This window comes from Alteromonas naphthalenivorans (assembly GCF_000213655.1).
GTDB classification, from domain to species: domain Bacteria; phylum Pseudomonadota; class Gammaproteobacteria; order Enterobacterales; family Alteromonadaceae; genus Alteromonas; species Alteromonas naphthalenivorans.
In genome coordinates, this window is sequence record NC_015554.1 from 97,364 (window position 1) to 115,975 (window position 18,612).

The following is an 18,612-nucleotide window of genomic DNA, read 5'->3' on the forward strand; positions in this document are numbered from 1 at the left end:
ATAAAGCGTTAATGATTACGAAAATAAGAAAACGCCGCTGACTGTGTTCTATCTCAAACAGATTAGAGATAGAACACAGGAAATGCGGCGTTTTTTATAAGTTAAATGTTAGAAGCTAGCTTGAACATTAAAACTCATTGTACGTCCTAGTGGATCATACAAAGAGTCATCATATCCGCGCCATTCCCCAGGTGCGTACTCTTCAAATTCATCGGTAATATTCGCAATTCCGGCAGAAACCTTCACATTATCGTTCACATGATATGAAACCGTCACATTATGTTTAAAATAATTGTCGGCGTAATCATAGTAATCGTAATAGGTTTCACCGTTGGCACCGATGAATAGCGTTCTCCAAGATGCCGTCCATTTATCGCCGTCGGTCCAATCTACCGTCAAGTTAGCGCGATTATCAGGATAGAACAATTCACCTGCCCACTCAGTACCTTCTTCTTCGTAACTAAATACATGGGAGTATTCAAGGTTGACACCAAAATCACCAATTTCAGTGGCCAGATCGTAGTTCGCGGTAATATCAAAACCGTTGGTCTTCACTTCTGAGTAGTTTGTGTAACCAGAGGTAATCGATGTAATTTTACCATCGCTATCACGAACGATACTGCTAGACGTACCATCTAAGTCAGCAGCAATTAGGTCATCTACGTCGATATCTTCGATTTTATTTTCGTAATCATATTGGTAGTAAGACACTTCGAGTGATAAATCATCAGTGACATCGTAAACCACACCAAGCGTAAGCGACTCAGAGTTTTCTGGGCTAAGGTCTGGGTTACCGCCGTAATAGGTTAGGTGTTGCTGACCTGATGAGCAGTAACTATCGTCGCTACCAGGGTTATCTAGTGTATCGCAGTAATAGGTATCGTATGCGCTTGGGAAGCCGTAAGAGATGGTCGCGAACATTTCACTCATTGTTGGTGTACGGAAAGCTTCTCCCCAGCTAGCACGAAGTAAAAGTGACTCAGTTGGGCGCCAGCTGATACCTAGCTCAGGTACGGTATCTGAGAACTCAGAGGTTGAAATACTTTCGCCTGTATCCCCTTCAAGCTCGTACCCGTCGTAACGAAGTGCAGCAGATACTTCCACTTCATGGGGTAGTTCGATAGCAAACTCAGTATAGTAAGACTGTCGCTCACGAGTCGCATACACGTCGTCACCGCCCGAACCGCCTGAAATAATACCCAAGCCCGATTCAGGGTCAGATATCTGCTCAAAATCAAGGTAAGAGTACTCAGCGCCGAAAACAGCACTCACTGTCATGAAGTTATTCGAGAAACTTCGCCAGAAATGCTGCCGTCAATAATGTCACGCATCTGTGTAGACTGGTAGGTGCCAGTGTGATCAGCGCTAGCCAATAGCTCAGCGTTATAAGCAGACCAGTCGTCGGTACTTAAACCTTGAACATTAAATAAATCCAACTGTTCAGTATCAATTAAATCTTGTACAACTGTGTCGTTAACTAAGTTGTAATTGAATACCTCTTCTTTTGCAGACGTGCGTTGGTAATAAACTTGCCAATCCCACTCATTGCCACCAATGTCGGTATAGCCTTCAAGGCCTGTCACCATTTCAAAGGTGGTTTTTTCTGTGGTGGTGTCTCGTGTTCCCAAACTAGACGTTCGGAAGTAAACAGAGCCATCTTGACCATAAGGGTTCATTGCGTTATCCGCATCGATGGTCAGCGAAGATGTAGATACTGGGGTAGCAGCATAACGAGTGTCTGTAGTGCAGAGAAACGAGTAATAAGTTGCAAGTTCTCTGCTAACTCGTACTCGATTTTAGTCATTAAAGAGTTTTTCTCAGACGCGCCATAAAGCCAAGTGGTATTACCGTAGTAATAACCACAACGATCAGATTCAATCGATGTGTCAGCCACATCGCCACACAAATCTTCGTTATAAAGATACGAACTAGTATCTGTATCATAGAAATTGGCAACAGGGCTGTAGGTTGAATAGCTATCTAGTGCATTTTCGCCTGAAACCGCTACATCGCTGACTTCTTGAGTGTTTTCATGCTCCGCAATGAAAACGATACTACCTTTGTCATTGGTTACGCCGGCTGAAAAGTTATATTTGCTTGAGTTCCCGCCATCTGCTCCTGGATCTTCAAAGCTGTAGCCTACATTAACGCCATCGAACTGTTTCTTGGTAATAATATTAATTACGCCTGCAACGGCATCTGACCCGTAAATGGCCGATGCGCCATCGCGAAGAATTTCAATGCGCTCAACAATCGACATCGGGATCATCGACATATCAGAAGATGAACCACCATCGTATCCTAAACCTGGTAGGCGACGACCGTCCATTAGTACCAAAGTAGCGCCAGCCCCCAGACCACGTAAATTTACTTCACTTGACGCAGATGCGCCGCTGCCGTAGCCAGATTGTCCGCGAAATGAACCGAAAGTGTTAATCGAAGAGTTACGTAATACTTGGGCAACCGATGTATCACCAGATAACGCGATAGATTCAGCAGTAATAACCGTAACGGGAGATACTGACTCTAAATCCACTCGTTTAATACGAGAGCCAGTAACTTGGATTTTTTCTACAGGTTCAGCTGAATTTTCGTCATCTGATTGTGCGAGGGCCATTGGTGCGGCAAACAGGCTAGCGGAACCCGCCAGTAATAGTCCGCGCTTCACCGCAGTGCTGAGTTTATTTGTGTCAAACATTTTAATTCCCCTTGTCGAAGGTGATTACAATTTGTAATTACATAGACGTTTATTAGTTTTTATTTTGAGCAGATGTTTTCTGTCGGGAGAATTAAGCACTTCGTCGTGCTATTTGGCAATTTACAAAGTGTATAATTTGTTCTATTTAGACCTAATTTACTTTATTTATACGCAGAGCGATGAAACCTTTACGGTTCTATACATTGGTAAAATAAATATTACTTTTTTCTCTCTTAATATTTATTTAAAGGTAACGCTGTATATTAATTAAAATAGAAATGAAGAAGTAATGTGAGGGGGTAAATAGTGTGTAGATATTGTGTATGAATTTTGTGGGTTTAGCGCAGAAACGGCGCAGGTTTTGCGCAAATTCAGTATAGTTAAATCTGGCTTGAAGTAAAAGTGGGTGAGGGCGTTTCAGTACAGATTAAAAAGTGGAAGAAAGTTACTGTAATTACAATTAATGATAATGGTATTTTTGTGGGTTTTAGAATTTATACGTTGGTGAATAATAGGATGTTTTTAGTGGTGGTGATATTATTTAATTTTAAAGGTTGAGTTTAAATGTTGCTGTTTTTATCTAAGGATGGATTTTATAATTAATTTCTAGTTTTCAAATTCTTTACTTTTCTTTTCTTACTCTTTTCTGAGTCTGTGATAATTTAAATACACAGCTACCAAGTTGTTTTGTATCTCCCTGGTACAAATTCTTTACCGCCATCTTGTGATGGCGGTTTTTTTTGCTCAAAAATTAAGGCTGTGCCTTAGACATTCTCGAATAGGTCTTCCACACGTTGTCGTAACTCTTCAATAAGTGTCACGTCGGCAGGGGCGATAAAAATAGTGTCGTCGCCGGCTATGGTGCCAAGTACACCATCTTTTTTGCTTAATGAGTCAAGCAAGCGTGCAATGAGTTGCGCTGCACCTGGGCTGGTGCGAATAATCACCATCACATTATTATGCACAATGTCGAGAACAAGTTGCTTTAACGGGCTTTTAGCGGTAGGCATACCCAGTTCAGGCGGCAGGCAGTACACCATATCGCCACGGGCATTGCGGGTACGTACCGCGCCAAACTTACTTAGCATGCGGGAAATTTTAGATTGACTAATATTGTCATGACCTTGAGTTTTAAGGGCATCCACTATTTCACCCTGGGATCCATAGCTTTCCGCTTTTAAAATTTCTTTAAAGGCTTTAATCAGTTGCTCTTGTTTTGCGTTGGCCATAGCGTCCTGCACAGTAGTTAGCGGTAATAAGTTAAATGGTCATTAACGATTTATCATATATTGTGCCTTACAGGTGACCTTTGCGCAATTTAATTGCATAATCATGCATGATAGTGAATATCAACGTAAAAATGCCTTAAATGGCCGTATTAAGACCATCAGATGATTGAGTTTTCCCCCGCGTTGCATTAGTGTGACGTTCCGTTTAAATACGTGAGTAATCCCATAGGAGAAATGGTATGAAAGTAGCCGTGTTAGGTGCTGCCGGTGGTATTGGCCAAGCGCTGTCTTTGTTGTTAAAAACACAATTGCCAGCTGGTTCTGAGCTAGCGCTTTACGATGTAGCGCCAGTTGTTCCTGGTGTAGCTGTTGATTTGAGCCACATCCCAACTGCAGTAAAAGTAACCGGTCACGGTAAAGATGACCTAGCTGGTGCATTAACAGGTACAGACGTTGTTCTTATTCCTGCTGGTGTTCCGCGTAAGCCGGGCATGGATCGTTCAGACTTGTTCAACATTAATGCTGGTATTGTTAAGAACCTTATTGAAGGTGTTGCTGACAATTGTCCAGATGCTTGTGTTGGTATTATTACTAACCCAGTTAACACAACAGTGGCAATTGCTGCTGAAACGCTTAAAGCGAAAGGTGTTTATAACAAGAACAAATTGTTCGGTGTTACTACCCTTGACGTAATTCGCGCTGAGACTTTCGTTGCTGAGCTTAAAGACGTAGACGTTGCTTCTGTACACGTACCGGTAATCGGTGGTCACTCAGGCACAACTATCCTTCCTTTGCTTTCGCAAGTTGAAGGTGTTGAGTTCTCTGATGATGAAGTTTCAAGCCTAACGACTCGTATCCAAAATGCAGGTACTGAAGTTGTTGAAGCTAAAGCTGGCGGCGGTTCTGCAACCCTATCTATGGGTCAAGCAGCTGCACGTTTCTGCTTATCATTGGTTGCAGCAATGCAAGGTGAGAACGTGGTTGAATACACTTACGTTCAAACTGACGACAGCGACGATGCTGCATTCTTCGCTCACCCTGTTCGCCTTGGCGCAAACGGTGTTGAAGAAATCTTGCCATACGGCGAGCTAAGCGAATTTGAAGAAAAAGCGAAAAACGACATGCTTGAAGGCCTTCGTGGCGACATCAAGCTAGGCGTAGATTTCGTAACTGGCTAAGGATGTATTAGGCTCGGCATCCGATTTGAAATCAAATCGTAGCCACGCCGTAAATACATCCATGTAGGCTCCGCCACCGCATCCATGCGGTGGAGGGGCTACTATTTAATTTCAAACCGTATACCTACCAACACCTACTCATCGCACTCAGTAAAAAATTCTTTTTGTAAGACAGCATCCATGCTGCTGACAGTTTGTTACGACCTTACTAATCCTGCCTTTTTGTTTGTAGGCTCCGCTACTGCATCCTTGGCACGGGAGGGGCTACTATTTAATTTCAAACCGTATACCTACCAACACCTACGCATCGCACGCAATAAAAAATCCTTTTTGTAAGACCGCATCCACGCTGCTGACAGTTTTTCACGACCTTACTAATCCTGCCGTTTTGTTTGTGGCCTCTGCAGAACAGCTCGGCCTAATAAATAGCTACTTCCTATAATAGCCATGCCGGATAACAACCAGCCGTAAATACTTCCCTGTAGGCTCCGCTACTGCATCCTTGGCAAGGGATGGGCTACAATCTAATTTCGAAACGAAATCGACACTGATTTCATACCCATGTGTACGCCGCTATTCTACTTGGGGCGCAGTATGGCGCTTAGTTGTGAATTCTATAGAGGGTAAACGTCATACTTTCTAGTGGTCTGTTTTTATAAACTGAATAAGCATAGCCGTTTAATACATTCGACGACCGAATGGTAAATAACAGTGAGTTGGCAAAAGTGGGATGTGATGTTTTAACGGTATAAACGCTTCCCTCTTTGAGAATATCTTCAGGGTTAAAGCTAGTCTGATTGGTATAGCTGCTACCATTTATAAATCGCACTAAGCGGCCTTCTTTGTTCGGGTAAATCTCAATACTTATGAGTTCATTTTTACCACTAATACGCATAATGCCTACCCACAAGCCAAATATATCGTCAGTAGCTGTGTTAGCTAACGCTTCTATTGAACCTCGGTACATATCGATAAAGTTGCGCACGGAAGATTGTTTCTTCTGCTTATCCAACTGATAGGTACTACTTAAGATAGGCTTATTGTTTTTATTGGTAGTCGATTCTAATACTTGGTAACCGGTGTCTATGTAGGGAGATAAAATTAAATGTTTAACATATCCATCTTCATAAGAAGGAAGTGTTATTTCGCAATTTAGCGTATTGCATTCAATATGGTCATTATCAAAGGGTAGGCGTCGGATATGGCGAAACGCATTGCCTATACCTGCTTCAAACAGGAAGTGTTCCCCGTTTTCATTTATCTGGAGTAATTTATAATTATAGTTAGACTCACTCACGCCTTCCCACAGCCCTGGGGGCAAAGTAAGCGGCTCTGATTGCGCTGTTACGGGCATTAGCGCAAAGTAAAAGGCAAGGAGCAAGCTTATAAATAGTCTGTACAAGTGAGACTTCCTTTCTTAGGGATTAACTCTAAATTCGATTGTTTATCCTACGATATGTCAGGAAAGTTTTACAAAAAAAAGAGACAAAAGTCCTAGAAAATTCATAATCATTGTTTACGCTTTCTTTAGTTAATTCTGCATGAGCGAGTTGACGGATAGATTTATAAGGCCTTGTTTTCTCGACGTAAGGTTTAATTTTTTCTAATCGTTAAACCTATTCGTCCACATCTAAAAAACTGACTGTCTTAACTACAACCGAATAATTAGAATAAAGCTATACCAATTAATAGTTTTAATTGATGAAATCCTTTGTCGAACACCGAAGAGGTACAGTAAATGAGTAATGCAAAGCTAGGCGATGTAAATGATTCAGAAAGAAAGTGTCCCGTTATGCACGGTGGCCTTACAGCGACCGGCAGCACTAATATGGATTGGTGGCCTGAAGCACTAAATCTAGATATTTTGCATCAGCACGATACCAAAACAAATCCGATGGGCGACGACTTTGATTATCGCGAAGCCGTAAAGTCACTTGATTTCGATGAATTGAAAAAAGACATGATAGCGCTGATGACTGACTCTCAGTCTTGGTGGCCGGCCGATTGGGGACACTATGGTGGCCTAATGATCAGAATGTCGTGGCACGCCGCAGGTTCTTATCGTATTGCAGATGGTCGTGGTGGAGCATCTACGGGTAACCAACGTTTTGCGCCGCTAAATTCATGGCCGGATAACGTTAACCTTGATAAAGCGCGCCGCTTATTGTGGCCAATCAAGAAGAAATATGGCAACAAGCTTAGCTGGGCTGATCTTCTAGTATTTGCTGGTACCGTTGCTTATGAAAGCATGGGGCTTAAGACTTACGGCTTTGCGTTTGGTCGGGAAGACATTTGGCATCCTGAAAAGGACACTTACTGGGGCGCTGAGAAAGAATGGCTAGCTCCTAGCGATGAGCGTTACGACGACGTTGAAACCCCAGACACAATGGAAAATCCATTAGCGGCAGTGCAAATGGGGCTTATATACGTTAACCCTGAAGGGGTGAATGGTAAACCTGATCCGCTTAAAACAGCGCTTCATGTAAGAGAAACTTTTGCCCGTATGGCCATGAACGACGAAGAAACCGTTGCGCTAGCTGCTGGTGGACACACTGTCGGAAAGTGCCATGGTAACGGCAGCGCAGAGCGTTTAGGGCCAGATCCTGAAGGTGCTGATATTGTTGAGCAAGGTCTAGGCTGGATGAACCACGAAACTCGTAGTATCGGCCGTGATACAGTTTCAAGCGGCATTGAAGGAGCGTGGACAACTCATCCAACACAATGGGATAACGGTTACTTCGAATTGCTACTTAACTACGACTGGGAATTGAAAAAATCACCAGCGGGCGCAGAGCAATGGGAACCTATCGACATTAAAGAGGAAGACAAGCCTGTTGATGTTGAAGACCCATCAAAACGTTATAACCCTATTATGACTGATGCAGATATGGCCATGAAAATGGACCCAATCTACCGTGAGATTTCTGAGAAGTTTTACAACAACCCAGACTACTTCAGTGAAGTATTTGCTAAAGCATGGTTTAAACTGACTCACCGTGATTTGGGGCCAAAAGTACGTTATATCGGTCCTGAAGTGCCACAAGAAACACTTATTTGGCAAGATCCTGTACCTGCAGGTAGTACGTCCTACGATGTAGATGCATTGAAAGCCAGTATCGCTGGGTCAGACCTTACCGTAAGTGAAATGGTATCGACTGCATGGGACAGTGCTAGAACCTTCCGTGGTTCTGACTTACGTGGTGGTGCTAATGGTGCACGCATTCAATTAGCGCCTCAGAAAGACTGGGAAGCTAATGAACCGGAAAAGCTAGCTAAGGTATTGTCGGTGTTGAAACCGCTTGCAGAAGCAGCTGGTGCCAGTCTAGCTGACACCATTGTGTTAGCAGGAAATGTGGGTGTAGAGAAGGCTATAGAAGCGGCAGGGTTCAGCGTTGATGTTCCGTTTGCAGCAGGTCGTGGTGATGCTACTGATGATATGACGGATGCTGATTCTTTTGCACCGTTAGAGCCGCAGGCCGATGGTTTCAGGAACTACTTGCCGAAAGACTACGTGGTTAAACCAGAGGAACTGTTGTTAGACAAAGCTCAGTTACTTGGGTTAACGGCTGCAGAGATGACGGTGTTAGTAGGTGGAATGCGTGTAATGGGCACGAATTACCAAAGCACTGCACATGGCGTGTTTACAGGTAGTGCTGGCTCACTAACGAATGACTTTTTCACGACTATTACCGACATGCAATACACGTGGAAGCCCACTAGTAAAAGCACTTACGGCATTGTAGATAGAGTGTCCGGTGAGCAAGTTTATTCAGCCACTCGTGTTGACTTGGTCTTCGGTTCGAACTCTATATTACGTTCTTACGCTGAGGTTTATGCGCAAGACGATAATAAAGAGAAGTTCGTTAAAGACTTTGTTAGTGCTTGGACTAAAGTGATGAATGCCGATCGCTTTGAATTACAGGCTTAATAATTAGTTTGTAATGTAATCTCATTAAAAAGCCCGCTTTTAGCGGGCTTTTTTATTTGTGCTATTTAATCAAATAGCATGATTATGTACCTATCAAGATAAGTATTAACCTGTATTACGCATGCCGGTCGCGATACCAGTAATAGTTACCATCATGGCACGTTCCAAATCAGGGTTATGTACATCATCACCCGCTTTACGAATTCGATCTAGCAACTCGATTTGCAAATAATGAAGCGGCTGCAAATACGCAGCACGAATTTCCATTGATTCTTTCCCTAACGGATCAGCTTTCATGATGTCGTTTTCGCCAGTGAGTTCAAGCAATGAAGCAATACTCTCTTTGAGTTCCTCTCGAAGAGCTGCTCCAAAATGCTTAAGCTCTTCTGGTACCAAGCGCTCATCGTAGGCTTCACTGATACGCGGGTCCGCTTTATGGAATACCATGTCCAGCATCGAAAGGCGTGAACGATAGAAAGGCCATTCAGCGAACATTTCATTCACGACTTTTTCATTTTCGGCATTCTTCACGCTATCGATAGCGCGCATTACACCCAACCATGACGGCAAGACTAGACGAGTTTGCGCCCATGCAAATATCCAAGGGATTGCACGAAGGCTTTCAATACCACCTTGTGGTTTACGCTTAGAAGGTCGGCTGCCTAGCGGTAACTTACCAAGCTCTTGTTCAGGTGTAGCTACGCGGAAGTAGGGTACAAAATCTTCGTCATGACGCACAGTAGCACGGTAGTTGTCACGCCCTTGACCTGCCATAGTAGAGATCAAGTCACGCCACTCTTCCTTTGGTGCTGGGGGTGGGAACAACATAGCTTCAATTATCGCGCTGGCATAAATGCCTAAGCTACGTTTGGCCAGTTTAGGCATACCAAACTTATAACGAATAGTTTCGCCCTGTTCAGTAACGCGGAATCCACCTTCCAATGAGCCAGGAGGCTGCGAGTAAATCGCTGCGTGGGCAGGTAAGCCGCCTCGGCCAATTGTACCGCCACGGCCGTGGAATAAAGTAAGCGAACAATTAAATTCTTCGGCAATAGCTACTAGTGCTTCTTGAGATTGATACTGAGCCCAACCTGCCGCTAGTGCACCGGCATCTTTGGCTGAATCTGAATAACCAATCATCACGAACTGACGGCCTTTCACATAGCCACGATACCTGTCGATAGAAAGCAATTTGCGCATAACACTTGGCGAGTTGTTTAAATCGTCTAGCGTTTCAAATAAAGGTGCTACAGGCATCGGCCAATCAACACCGCTTTCTTTAAGCAGCAATTGAACCGCAAGTACGTCTGATGGCTCACTTGCCATCGAAATAATGTAAATACCAAAGCCATGTTTACTATGTTTAGCAATGACTTTGCATGTCTCAAGTACTTCCTTCACATCGTCAGATGCGCCCCATTGTGCAGGGAATAGGGGGCGTTTCGAGCCAAGTTCACGTAGCAAGAAGGCTTGTTTATCTTCTTCGCTCCACTGAGAGTAATCACCCAGGCCAAGGTAGCGGGTCAGTTCGCTAAATACATCGGCGTGACGTTCTGAATCTTGGCGCACATCTAAGCGAAGTAAGTGGATACCGAACACATGTGCACGGCGAATGGAATCTAGCAATAAGCCTTTAGCGACTACGTCCATACCGCAGTCTATAAGTGACTGGTGGCAAAGCAATAGTGCTTCTAACAGTTCGTCGTTGCTTTCAATCCAGTTAGACGTATCTGGGTTTTTACCTGCTAAATAACTAGCAATACCATCTCGGGTAGCGATAAAACGGTCAAGCAATGGGCGAAGTAGAGCGCGGTAAGGTTCGTTCGCATCACCTACTTTTTCGCGTAATGCGTCATTGCAGTCGTACATAGACAACTCAACTTGCAAGCGGTCTAAATCTAATGCGAAAAGTTTCGCGGCACGTTTACGCGCTAACAATAGTACTTGCTCGGTAACTTTTGAGGTTACAAATGGGTTACCGTCGCGGTCACCGCCCATCCAAGAACTAAATTGTACCGGTGAAGCATCGAGCGGAAGCGACACACTGTAATCTTCCTGCAGGCGGCCATCTAGCTCGCGCAAGAAATCAGGAACGGCTTCCCACAGTGAATTTTCAATAACTGAAAATCCCCAGCGAGCTTCATCTACAGGGGTAGGGCGTACAGAGCGAATTTCTTCTGTATGCCAAGCCTGACTAATTAAATCAGCAACACGGGTTTCAACTTTACTTCTGTCTGCGCCAGTTAGCGATTCTTGATGAACCTCTTGTAAGCAGTCTGCTAGTTCTTTGTGTTTATGAATAAGAGTACGACGGGTTACTTCAGTCGGGTGGGCCGTTAACACTAAATCGATGTTTAACTTGCCCACAGCTTCTTGCACTTTATCAGCCGTGAGTTCGGCTTTGTCTAGATGCTTAAACAGTGCATCAATAGACGCGTCAACGTTCATTGCGCTGTTATATTCCTGCTCAGCAATATTTCCTAGATTTAGAAACTGTGCGAAAGCACGACCCACCGTCAGCAAGTCGCTGTCGGTCATCGTTTTGAAAGTTTCTTTCAGTTCGTCACTGCAATTCGTGTCGCCCTGATAAGACGCTCGGCCGTCTTTTCGAATCTTCTCAATGCGATCAAGCCATTCTTGGCCTAATTGGTTTTTGATGGTTTCACCTAGCGTTTTGCCAAGGTATCTAACTGTATCTTTTAGTTCAGCATCGTAATGAGTGTGCATGCTATCCTCCCAATTATATGGCCTTCACCATACTAAGTACTTAACAAGTTGTAAAACCACTTTGCGTTATAATTTACAATAAATCGTTCCATTTGCACCTATCTATTTAATGCTCAAAGCAAGATAAATTCTGGTGTGCTACACTCTGGCACCGGAAAATGCAGAAACATATTCGTGAAACGCGGTTTGTTTGAAATTTGTACTGCATTTGTAATTTAATTTCAGGAGTTCTTGTGACTGATACATTCAACACAGTAGAAACCCAAGCAAGTTACGGCATTGGTTTTCAAATGGGTCAACAATTGCAATCTAATCCTTTCGAAGGTATGGCGATTGACGCAGTAGTGGCAGGTTTAAAAGATGCTTTCGCGGGTCAAGCTCCGCAGGTTGATAACGACGCACTACGTGATGCATTCGGCGAAATCCATAAGCGTATGCAAGCTGAGAAAGAAGAAGCAAGCAAAGCGGTTATCGAAGAAGGCGTTAAGTTCCTTGAAGAAAACGCAAAGCGTGAAGAAGTTCAAGTGACTGAATCTGGCCTACAATACGAAGTATTGGCTGAAGGCGATGGCGAAACGCCAACTGCAGATAGCACGGTTCGCGTTCATTACCACGGTACACTTACTTCAGGTGACGTTTTTGACAGTTCTTACGATCGTGGTCAACCGGCTGAATTCCCAGTTGGCGGCGTGATCAGAGGCTGGACTGAAGCATTACAGCTTATGAAAGTTGGTGCTAAGCTGCGTCTATACGTACCACACGACCTTGCGTACGGTGAGCAAGGTGCTGGTGCAGCAATCGCACCATACAGCACGTTAATTTTTGATGTTGAATTGCTTGATATCTTAGGTTAATTCACTCAAAAAGGTGAGCTCTTGTGGGGGCTCACCTTTTTATTCATGTGTAGTCATGATTCATTCCACTTTATATTTAACGCCACATTTCATACTTCACTTTCCTGTCTCTGCCTTACTTATTTTCAGTTCGTAATATAGTTTGAACTCTCGCTTTTTCATTTGCTTCTAGCGCAATAGTCGCTCATCATTTTTGTTTTCGTATACATTACATAGCGTTCCAAGATATTCTTTCGATATAGACTTTAAAAACCGCTTTCGAACTTCGCTACCCGTTTGTACATGTGTATCTTTTTGATGAATAGGGTGTTCGGTGCTTAGTTAGTGTCATCTGCTCCGAGTTGTTATAAGCCCTTGCACGTTTACAATAGGCGCACGCATAAAAAAGGAAAATGATTATGGTTATCAAGCCTAAAGTGAGAGGCTTTATCTGCACAAACGCACATCCTGTGGGTTGTGCAAAGTCAGTAGAACAACAAATTGCCTATATTGAAGAGAAAGGCAACTTAGGTGATGGCCCTAAAAACGTGCTAGTGATTGGTAGCTCAACCGGTTACGGATTGGCATCGCGTATTACTTCTGCATTTGGTTATGGTGCAAAAACCCTTGGCGTTTGCTTCGAAAAAGCGCCTTCAGAACGTAAAACTGGCACAGCAGGTTGGTACAATACTGCAGCCTTCCATCAGCAGGCAGCTAAAAAAGGGCTTTATGCTGAAACTATTAACGGTGATGCGTTTTCAGATGAAATTAAAGCGCAAACAATCGATAAGATTAAAGCCAATATGGGCAAGGTCGACCTTGTGATTTATAGCTTGGCATCACCGCGCAGAACCGATCCAGATACGGGCGTGGTCTATAAATCTACGCTTAAACCTGTGGGGCGTGAGTACACCACCAAAACGTACGATACCGACAAAGATAAAGTGCATGATGTTACGCTAGAGGCGGCAAATGACGACGAAATCTTAAACACCATTAAAGTCATGGGCGGAGAAGATTGGGAGCGCTGGATGGATCATCTAGCAGAGGCTGGCGTACTTGCTGAAGGTTGCAAGACCACGGCGTACACCTATATCGGCAAAGCACTAACGTGGCCCATCTATGGTCAAGCGACCATCGGAAAAGCAAAAGAAGACTTAGACAGAGCTGCCGCGGCTATCATTGGCAAAAATACCGAATTACTCGTTGAAGCGAATGTAAGTTCGTTGAAAGCCTTGGTCACACAAGCCAGTTCTGCCATTCCGGTTATGCCGCTTTATATCTCGTTAATGCAGGAAGTGATGAAGCGCGACGGGACCCATGAGGGCTGTATTGAACAAATACATGGGTTGTTCTCAACTTGCCTATTTGGTGATACACCCACATTAGATGAGGCAAACCGCTATCGCATGGACGGCATTGAAACCAATGACGTTACGCAAGCTAAAATTCAAGCCTTGTGGGACAAAGTGACCCAAGAGAACTTTCATGAACTAAGCGATTACGCTGGTTATCACCACGAATTCTTAAAACTGTTTGGTTTTGATGTTGAAGGTGTTGATTACGAACAGGATATTGACCCGCTCGTGAAATGGTAGAGGTTTACTATACTTAAATAAGCCTAATATTGAGTAGAGCCGTCGAATAGACGGCTTTTTCGTTGTTTACTTACCACTTAAACGTAAATGGGGTTTACATTAAATTATAGAAAAGTTGCTCTTTATCTATGATTTGCGTGGCACAAACCGCTCGGTTAATGCTAAAATCCCGAAATTAAGTAGGGGTCTATTCTACTTCTACTCAACAACAGCGTTAATTGCAGTAATACAACAACAAAAATAAGTGTAAATTTTCACTGTTGGTCTATAAAAGAAAAGGCGTATAACGTCGCTTATACATTTGGAATGTAAGTTACGGCTTCATAACAGGCTGACCGTAACAGTAAGTAAATTCCGTCAATCTAAATATTAAAGGTGTTCTACACCTTAACAATAGTACGCTTTTGCATGCTGATAAGCAGGATTGTCTGCGGTCATGCAAAAGAGTATTTCTATTAGAGTAGTGCGATTACATATGATAAAAATCAAGAAAGGTCTCGACCTCCCAATAGAGGGAGCGCCGAAGCAGGAGATCGCTGAAGGGTCTGCTGTTTCACGCGTTGCCATTCTGGGAGAAGAATATGTGGGTATGCGTCCTACCATGCACGTCCAAGTTGGCGATGTAGTGAAAAAAGGCCAGATGCTTTTTGAAGACAAAAAGAATCCTGGCGTTAAGTTCACTGCTCCAGCTGCGGGTGAAGTGGTAGAGGTAAACCGTGGTGCAAGGCGTGTATTGCAATCAGTAGTGGTTAAGGTTAATGGCAGTGATGCTGTTAGCTTTGATAAAATTGCTGCAGACAAAATCGCGAGTACTGAGCGGGAGCAACTCCAATCAATCCTAGTTGAGTCAGGTATGTGGACAGCGTTACGTACGCGTCCATTTAGCAAATCTCCAGCCCTTGACTCGGTACCAAATTCAATCTTTGTTACAGCAATGGACACCAATCCGCTAGCCGCGGACCCAGCGGTGATTATTGCTGAGCGCAACGATGACTTCGTAAACGGCTTAAAAGCGTTAACGCAGTTAAGTGGCGGCAAAGTTTACGTTTGTAAAGCTCCAGGCTCATCAGTAGCCACTGGCGATGCCGCAGTAGACGTAGAAGAATTCGGAGGACCACACCCAGCCGGCTTAGCAGGTACACATATCCATTATTTGGATTCTGCTGGTTTGAATAAAACGGTTTGGCACATTAGCTACCAAGATGTAATGGCCTTTGGCGCGTTGCTTACTACGGGTGAGCTAGATGCCCGTCGTGTTATTGCTATTGGTGGTCCATCTGCTAAAAATCCTCGTCTAGTTCGTACCACTATCGGTGCTGATTTAGAAGAGTTGCTAGCAAACGAACAACAAGACGGTGACGTACGTGTGGTTTCAGGTTCCGTATTAAACGGCGTAACCGCACAAGGTGTTCACGGCTTCCTAGGTCGTTTCCACACCCAAGTATCACTGCTTAAAGAAGGTCGCGAGAAGAAATTCCTTGGTTGGATCACGCCTGGTTCAGACAAGCATTCCGTCACGCGCGCTTATCTTGGTCACTTAGGTGGCAGCAAGAAGTTTGATATGACAACAACAACCAATGGCTCTGAGCGCTCGATGGTGCCAATTGGTAATTACGAACGCGTTATGCCCCTAGATATCATCCCTACGCTTTTGCTTAGAGATCTGATTTCTGGTGATTGTGACAGTGCTCAGACATTGGGTTGTTTAGAGTTGGACGAAGAAGATTTGGCATTGTGTACCTATGTATGCCCTGGCAAATACAACTACGGCCCGATTTTACGCGACTGTTTGACCACGATTGAGAAAGAGGGTTAGTCATGGGTTTAAAAGCGTATTTAGAAAAGATTGAACCGAACTTTGAGCCAGGTGGAAAGCACGAAAAATGGTATGCACTGTATGAAGCAGCGGCAACTATTTTCTATACTCCTGGTAAAGTAAACAAAGCTAACACGCACGTGCGTGACAGCATTGACCTTAAACGCATCATGATTTTGGTGTGGTTAGCAACATTTCCAGCAATGTTCTTCGGTATGTATAACATTGGTTTCCAAGCGCAAGAAGCTATTGCTGCTGGTGCCGGTACACTGCCTGATACATGGCAAGCAGGATTATTCACTGCCTTAGGTGGAGACTTAGCGAATTCTGGTTTGCTAGGCATGTTCTTCTACGGTGCCTGTTTCTGGTTACCTATCTATGCAGTTACCTTTATTGTTGGTGGCTTCTGGGAAGTACTATTTGCTTCGGTACGTAAGCACGAAGTTAACGAAGGTTTCTTCGTAACCTCGGTACTTTTCGCATTAACGTTACCAGCAACTATTCCGCTTTGGCAGGTTGCATTAGGTATTACCTTTGGTGTGGTTATCGCGAAAGAAGTCTTCGGTGGAACTGGCCGTAACTTCCTTAACCCTGCATTGTCTGGTCGTGCGTTCTTATACTTCGCCTATCCTGCACAAATCTCTGGTGACCAAGTTTGGGTTGCTGCTGATGGGTACTCAGGTGCAACATCATTAAGCCAAGCGGCTTCAGGCGCGCTTGATTACGCCAACATGGACCTTTGGTTTGATAGCTTTTTCGGAACTATCGCAGGTTCTGCGGGTGAAGTTTCGGCATTAGCTATCTTAATTGGTGGCTTGTTCATTATGTACATGCGTATTGCAAGCTGGCGAATTGTTGCTGGTGTAGCAATCGGGGTAGCCGTGTTTGCCACCTTGCTGAATATGATTGGTAGCGATACCAACTACATGTTTGCTATGCCTGCATATTGGCACTTTGTTATTGGTGGTCTTGCCTTTGGTATGTTCTTTATGGCGACAGACCCTGTGTCTGCATCGTTTACCAACCAAGGTAAGTGGGCATACGGTATTTTCATCGGCTTTATGACAGTACTTGTACGTGTGCTAAACCCAGCCTTCCCAGAAGGTGTAATGTTGGCCATTCTTTTTGCCAACCTTTGGGCGCCACTGTTCGACTATTTCGTCGCACAAAGTAATATCAAGCGGAGGGTAGCTCGTGTCGGCTAAAAAAGAATCTTTAGGAAAAACGATTGGCGTTGTAGTTGCCGTTTGTCTTGTGTGTTCAATTGTTGTATCTGGCGCCGCTGTAGGCTTGCGCTCGTTACAACAAACTAATGCGTCGCTTGATAAAAAGAGCAACATTTTGAACGCAGCAGGGCTTTACGAAACAGGCATGACGGGTAAAGCAATCGAAAGTACATATAGCGAAAAGATTGAATCTCGCTATGTTGATTTGGAAAGCGGTGAGTTTGTAGAAGCACCAGAGCCAGATTACGATATGTATAAAGCAGCAAAGCAAACTGAGTACAGCACAAAAGTGACTAGCAGCAACGTTGGCTTCCAACGTCGCCCTAATGTTGCCAGTGTTTATTTGGTACGTGACGAAGCTGGCGATGTATCTCGCATTATCTTGCCTGTGCACGGTAGTGGTCTATGGGATCTTATGTACGGTTTTCTTGCCCTTGACGCCGATGGCGAAACAGTTCGTGAGTTGATTTACTATCAACAAAAAGAAACACCTGGACTAGGTGGCGAAGTGCAAAACCCAGCGTGGCAGGACAAATGGGATGGAAAGAAACTATTTGAAGATGGCGAAGTGGCTATCCGCGTAGTTAAAAATGCAAACCCAAGCAATCCACACACTATTGATGCGCTTTCAGGTGCTACCCTAACCAGTAAAGGTGTTGAAAACACTATTCAATACTGGGTAGGCGAGCAAGGCTTCGGCCAGTTCCTGAAGACTCAGGCATGGCGTTCATAAGGGGAGTCTCATGGCAGATACTAAAGAAATGAAAAAGGCCCTCTTTGGGCCAATTATGGACAACAACCCTATCGCCTTACAGGTTCTGGGTATTTGTTCGGCACTGGCTATTACCACTAAGCTAGAAACAGCCTTGGTAATGTCTTTAGCGCTAACTACGGTTGTCGCGTTCTCGAACTTGTTTATTTCAATGATTCGTAACCAGATACCATCAAGCGTTCGTATCATCATCCAAATGACTATCATTGCGTCGTTGGTAATCGTAGTTGACCAAATATTGAAGGCTTATTCGTACGAAATTTCGAAGCAGCTGTCGGTATTCGTTGGTTTGATTATTACTAACTGTATCGTAATGGGTCGTGCTGAAGCCTATGCAATGAAGAGCCCACCTCTGATGAGCTTTTTAGATGGTATTGGTAACGGTTTGGGTTACTCATTCGTATTGATTGTTATTGGTACAATTAAAGAGCTATTTGGTTTCGGTACTATTTTAGGTTTCGAAATTCTTCCTTTAGTTCAAAACGGTGGTTGGTATCAGGGTAATGGTTTGTTAATCCTACCATTTAGCTCATTCTTCTTAATCGGCGGTATGATTTGGGTTATCCGTACCCTTCGTCCCGAGCAAGTAGAGCCTAAGGAGTAAGTC

At 44.0% G+C, this 18,612-nt stretch carries 14 protein-coding genes; 8 read left to right on the forward strand and 6 right to left on the reverse strand.

All coding sequences use genetic code 11. The annotated features are described in order from the left end of the window. Positions 1 to 108: 108 nt before the first annotated feature. From AMBT_RS21785 to argR, 4 genes are all read right to left on the reverse strand, one after another. Complete coding sequence (locus tag AMBT_RS21785; protein ID WP_049791733.1) at positions 109 to 1,278, reverse strand: TonB-dependent receptor domain-containing protein; 1,170 nt, start codon at positions 1,276 to 1,278, stop codon at positions 109 to 111. After that, positions 1,275 to 1,676 (reverse strand): hypothetical protein, encoded by a 402-nt coding sequence (locus AMBT_RS21790; RefSeq protein WP_049791734.1) that lies wholly within the window; start codon positions 1,674 to 1,676, stop codon positions 1,275 to 1,277. Before AMBT_RS21790 ends, AMBT_RS21785 begins: the two co-directional genes overlap by 4 nt. 20 nt (positions 1,677 to 1,696) lie before the next feature. Then, positions 1,697 to 2,698, reverse strand: coding sequence for a TonB-dependent receptor plug domain-containing protein (locus AMBT_RS21795; protein WP_049791735.1), 1,002 nt, complete (start codon positions 2,696 to 2,698; stop codon positions 1,697 to 1,699). A gap of 764 nt (positions 2,699 to 3,462) precedes the next feature. After that, positions 3,463 to 3,927, reverse strand: coding sequence for a transcriptional regulator ArgR (argR, locus tag AMBT_RS00430; RefSeq protein ID WP_013782583.1), 465 nt, complete (start codon positions 3,925 to 3,927; stop codon positions 3,463 to 3,465). Between the two features lie 239 nt (positions 3,928 to 4,166). Here argR and mdh point away from each other — a divergent pair, with 239 nt between their 5' ends. After that, positions 4,167 to 5,105 (forward strand): malate dehydrogenase, encoded by a 939-nt coding sequence (mdh, locus tag AMBT_RS00435; RefSeq protein WP_013782584.1) that lies wholly within the window; start codon positions 4,167 to 4,169, stop codon positions 5,103 to 5,105. Between the two features lie 601 nt (positions 5,106 to 5,706). Here mdh and AMBT_RS00440 read toward each other — a convergent pair. Further along, positions 5,707 to 6,507, reverse strand: a complete 801-nt coding sequence (locus AMBT_RS00440) for a hypothetical protein (RefSeq protein WP_013782585.1) — start codon at positions 6,505 to 6,507, stop codon at positions 5,707 to 5,709. 336 nt (positions 6,508 to 6,843) lie between these two features. Between AMBT_RS00440 and katG the strand changes: the two genes are divergently transcribed. Then, on the forward strand, positions 6,844 to 9,033 hold the full coding sequence (katG, locus tag AMBT_RS00445) for a catalase/peroxidase HPI (protein ID WP_013782586.1): 2,190 nt from the start codon (positions 6,844 to 6,846) through the stop codon (positions 9,031 to 9,033). A gap of 105 nt (positions 9,034 to 9,138) precedes the next feature. Here the strand turns inward: katG and ppc are convergent, their stop codons facing one another. Beyond that, positions 9,139 to 11,760: a phosphoenolpyruvate carboxylase gene (ppc, locus tag AMBT_RS00450; RefSeq protein ID WP_013782587.1), complete on the reverse strand. Its 2,622-nt coding sequence runs from the start codon at positions 11,758 to 11,760 to the stop codon at positions 9,139 to 9,141. 233 nt (positions 11,761 to 11,993) lie between these two features. Here ppc and AMBT_RS00455 point away from each other — a divergent pair, with 233 nt between their 5' ends. The 6 genes from AMBT_RS00455 (at position 11,994) to AMBT_RS00480 (ending at position 18,609) form a co-directional block, all read left to right on the forward strand. Next, positions 11,994 to 12,614 (forward strand): BamJ family beta-barrel-assembly machinery protein, encoded by a 621-nt coding sequence (locus AMBT_RS00455; protein WP_013782588.1) that lies wholly within the window; start codon positions 11,994 to 11,996, stop codon positions 12,612 to 12,614. Positions 12,615 to 13,012: 398 nt separating this feature from the next. Continuing rightward, positions 13,013 to 14,191 (forward strand): enoyl-ACP reductase FabV, encoded by a 1,179-nt coding sequence (gene fabV / locus AMBT_RS00460; RefSeq protein ID WP_013782589.1) that lies wholly within the window; start codon positions 13,013 to 13,015, stop codon positions 14,189 to 14,191. 475 nt (positions 14,192 to 14,666) lie between these two features. Further along, positions 14,667 to 16,007 (forward strand): Na(+)-translocating NADH-quinone reductase subunit A, encoded by a 1,341-nt coding sequence (locus tag AMBT_RS00465; protein ID WP_013782590.1) that lies wholly within the window; start codon positions 14,667 to 14,669, stop codon positions 16,005 to 16,007. Between the two features lie 2 nt (positions 16,008 to 16,009). Next, on the forward strand, positions 16,010 to 17,212 hold the full coding sequence (locus AMBT_RS00470; RefSeq protein WP_013782591.1) for an NADH:ubiquinone reductase (Na(+)-transporting) subunit B: 1,203 nt from the start codon (positions 16,010 to 16,012) through the stop codon (positions 17,210 to 17,212). Next, positions 17,202 to 17,966, forward strand: coding sequence for a Na(+)-translocating NADH-quinone reductase subunit C (locus AMBT_RS00475; protein WP_013782592.1), 765 nt, complete (start codon positions 17,202 to 17,204; stop codon positions 17,964 to 17,966). Before AMBT_RS00470 ends, AMBT_RS00475 begins: the two co-directional genes overlap by 11 nt. Before the next feature lie 10 nt (positions 17,967 to 17,976). Beyond that, the gene (locus AMBT_RS00480) at positions 17,977 to 18,609 is read left to right on the forward strand and encodes an NADH:ubiquinone reductase (Na(+)-transporting) subunit D (protein ID WP_013782593.1); all 633 of its coding nucleotides are present in this window, start codon (positions 17,977 to 17,979) and stop codon (positions 18,607 to 18,609) included. Positions 18,610 to 18,612 lie beyond the last annotated feature (3 nt).

Coding starts and splice junctions, on each gene's coding strand:
- AMBT_RS21785 (WP_049791733.1), bottom strand. CDS start 1,278: ATGACAGTGAGTGCTGTTTTCGGCGCTGAGTACTCTTACCTTGATTTT.
- AMBT_RS21790 (WP_049791734.1), bottom strand. CDS start 1,676: ATGAACCCTTATGGTCAAGATGGCTCTGTTTACTTCCGAACGTCTAGT.
- AMBT_RS21795 (WP_049791735.1), bottom strand. CDS start 2,698: ATGTTTGACACAAATAAACTCAGCACTGCGGTGAAGCGCGGACTATTA.
- argR (WP_013782583.1), bottom strand. CDS start 3,927: ATGGCCAACGCAAAACAAGAGCAACTGATTAAAGCCTTTAAAGAAATT.
- mdh (WP_013782584.1), top strand. CDS start 4,167: ATGAAAGTAGCCGTGTTAGGTGCTGCCGGTGGTATTGGCCAAGCGCTG.
- katG (WP_013782586.1), top strand. CDS start 6,844: ATGAGTAATGCAAAGCTAGGCGATGTAAATGATTCAGAAAGAAAGTGT.
- ppc (WP_013782587.1), bottom strand. CDS start 11,760: ATGCACACTCATTACGATGCTGAACTAAAAGATACAGTTAGATACCTT.
- fabV (WP_013782589.1), top strand. CDS start 13,013: ATGGTTATCAAGCCTAAAGTGAGAGGCTTTATCTGCACAAACGCACAT.
- AMBT_RS00465 (WP_013782590.1), top strand. CDS start 14,667: ATGATAAAAATCAAGAAAGGTCTCGACCTCCCAATAGAGGGAGCGCCG.
- AMBT_RS00470 (WP_013782591.1), top strand. CDS start 16,010: ATGGGTTTAAAAGCGTATTTAGAAAAGATTGAACCGAACTTTGAGCCA.
- AMBT_RS00480 (WP_013782593.1), top strand. CDS start 17,977: ATGGCAGATACTAAAGAAATGAAAAAGGCCCTCTTTGGGCCAATTATG.